The 2,647-nt window shown below is 60.2% G+C and carries 3 protein-coding genes; all 3 read right to left on the bottom strand.

What is annotated here, in order from left to right; translation table 11 throughout:
• On the bottom strand, positions 1 to 534 hold a 534-nt coding region (locus ACIPIZ_RS29545; RefSeq protein WP_401169043.1), incomplete at its 3' end, for an SDR family NAD(P)-dependent oxidoreductase.
• A gap of 16 nt (positions 535 to 550) precedes the next feature.
• Complete coding sequence (gene fabD, locus ACIPIZ_RS29540) at positions 551 to 1,489, bottom strand: ACP S-malonyltransferase (protein WP_105705297.1); 939 nt, start codon at positions 1,487 to 1,489, stop codon at positions 551 to 553.
• A gap of 123 nt (positions 1,490 to 1,612) precedes the next feature.
• On the bottom strand, positions 1,613 to 2,623 hold the full coding sequence (gene plsX, locus ACIPIZ_RS29535; RefSeq protein WP_082355480.1) for a phosphate acyltransferase PlsX: 1,011 nt from the start codon (positions 2,621 to 2,623) through the stop codon (positions 1,613 to 1,615).
• Between the last annotated feature and the right edge of the window lie 24 nt (positions 2,624 to 2,647).

Genomic DNA, 2,647 nt, shown 5'->3' with positions numbered 1-2,647 from the left:
AATCGAACGCGAACCGACTACACGCGCCATTGCACGGCTGAAACCTTCCAGACCGGCCTTGGCGGCTGCATAGTTTACTTGGCCAGCGTTGCCCATGGCACCCACCACCGAGCCAATACTGATAATTCGCCCCCAACGCGCCTTGGTCATGCCACGTAGAACGCCCTTGGACAGGCGATACAGACTGTTCAGGTTGGTATCGATCACGTCGTACCACTCGTCGTCTTTCATGCGCATCATCAGGTTGTCGCGGGTAATGCCGGCATTATTGACCAGAATCGCCACTGGCGCACCAAACTGCTCCTGGATGCCTGCCAGCACGGCGCTGACCGATTCATCGCTGGTGACGTTGAGTTCGAAACCTGCGCCCTGAATACCATTTTCCTTCAGGGTCGCAGCAATGCGCTCAGCGCCCGAAGCGGAAGTCGCGGTGCCAATAACGATGGCGCCCTGACGACCCAGTTCCAGTGCGATGGCCTGGCCAATGCCGCGGCTTGCACCGGTGACCAGTGCAACTTTACCTTGCAGACTCATGCAAGTTTCTCCTGATTCAGGCTTGCGCTGCACGAGCGGCAGCGAAAGCGTCTGGGGTATTGAGGTTGGAAGTCGCCACGCCTTCGGCGCAACGTTTGTTCAGACCGGCCAGGACTTTGCCCGGGCCGCATTCGACCAGACTGGTCGCGCCTTTGGCGGCCAGAGTCTGTACCGACTCGACCCAGCGCACTGGCTTGTACAGTTGTTCGAGCAGATCACGCTTGAGGGTTTCCAGATCGGCCGGCACTTGTGCGCTGACGTTCTGTACGACCGGGATCTGCGGCGCCTGCCAGTCGATGGCGGCGATGGATTCGGCAAAACGCTCGGCAGCCGGACGCATCAGCTCGCAGTGCGACGGCACGCTCACTGGCAACGGCATGGCGCGCTTGGCACCACGCGCCTTGCAGCCTTCGATGGCACGCTCAACGGCTGCCTTGGCACCGGCAATGACCACTTGGCCCGGCGAGTTGAAGTTGACCGCGCTGACCACTTCACCTTGCGCAGCTTCCGCGCAGGCTGCCAGCACGTCAGCATCTTCCAGACCGAGAATGGCAGCCATGCCGCCCTGCCCGGCCGGAACCGCTTCCTGCATCAGTTGACCACGGCGCTCAACGAGCTTGACCGCGTCAGCCAGTGTCAGGCTGCCAGCCGCGACCAGTGCGCTGTATTCACCCAGGCTGTGACCGGCAACGAATGCCGGACGCGCACCACCTTCCGCCAGCCACAGACGCCACAGGGCGATCGATGCGGTCAGAATGGCCGGTTGGGTTTTATCGGTTTGATTGAGCAGCTCTTCCGGGCCCTGCTGGGTCAATGCCCACAGGTCATAGCCCAGAGCCGCAGAGGCTTCTTTGAAAGTTTCGAGGATCAACGGATATTCCGCGCCCAGCTCGGCCAGCATGCCGAGGGACTGCGAACCCTGTCCTGGAAAGACGAATGCGAGGGAAGCAGACATGTAACAAGCCCCTAATGATCTTGTCGTCGGAAAATGACGCCCCGCTTGGGGACGCAAGAAACTGACAGTTGGATGGCCCTTTGAACCGGGCGGTCACATTTAAGCATTGTCCGACGAAAACGCCTAAGACAACAGATCCTCCAGACGACCGTGAAGGCGCTCGGGCAAGTTCTCCTGGATCTCGATCAGCGCGCGCTGAATCGCGCTCTGAAAGCCCTGAACCCCGGCCGAACCGTGACTTTTCACAACGATGCCCTGCAACCCGAGAAAGCTTGCGCCATTATGTCGCGCCGGCGCCAGGTCAGCTTGCAGGCGCTTCATCAGCGGCAACGCCAAGGCCCCGACCGCACGTGAGGCAAAATTCTTTTTGAACAAGGCCTCGATGCGCGCCGCAATCATCGTCGCCAGACCTTCGCTGGACTTGAGCAGGATGTTGCCGACAAAACCGTCGCAAACCACGACATCCGCCTCACCACGATACAAGCCATCACCTTCAATGAAGCCGATGTAATTGATACCGCGAGCAGCCTGTAACAACGTCGCCGCGAGTTTGACCTGCTGATTGCCCTTGATGTCTTCGGTGCCGATGTTCAGCAGCGCAACGCGCGGACGATTGATCCCCAGCGTCTGCGCTGCCACCGAGCCCATCACCGCAAATTGCAGCAAGTGTTCGGCGCTGCAATCGACATTGGCGCCCAGATCGAGCAACTGGCAAAAACCTTTCTGCGTCGGAATCGCGGCCACCATCGCTGGGCGATCAATGCCGGGCAGCGTCTTCAGGACAAATCGCGACAGTGCCATCAACGCACCGGTATTACCGGCGCTGACACAGGCCTGAGCCTTGCCATCACGCACCAGTTCCAGGGCGACACGCATCGACGAGTCCGGCTTGCCACGCAAGGCCTGGGTCGGCTTTTCGTCCATGGTGATGACTTCGCTGGCCGCAACAATCGTCAGGCGCGCGCGATCGGCAGCCGACTGGCCGAGGATCAGATCTTCAAGAAGGGATGGTTGACCGACGAGGGTCAGGTGCAGCGAGGGTGTAGCAGACAGACAAGCGAGGCTCGCCTGAACAATGCTGCGGGGACCGAAGTCCCCGCCCATTGCGTCAATCGCGATGACTTGAGCGGACAAGTGATTACTCGTCAGCGCCCTTGT

Source organism: Pseudomonas sp. NPDC087690, assembly GCF_044743175.1.
In the GTDB taxonomy this organism is placed as follows: domain Bacteria; phylum Pseudomonadota; class Gammaproteobacteria; order Pseudomonadales; family Pseudomonadaceae; genus Aquipseudomonas.
Note: the sequence above shows the minus strand (reverse complement) of the source record. Positions and strands in the feature narration are given on the sequence as shown.

Bases quoted from the DNA above. Each gene is read 5' to 3' on its own strand.
- fabD (WP_105705297.1), bottom strand. From the start codon at position 1,489: ATGTCTGCTTCCCTCGCATTCGTCTTTCCAGGACAGGGTTCGCAGTCC.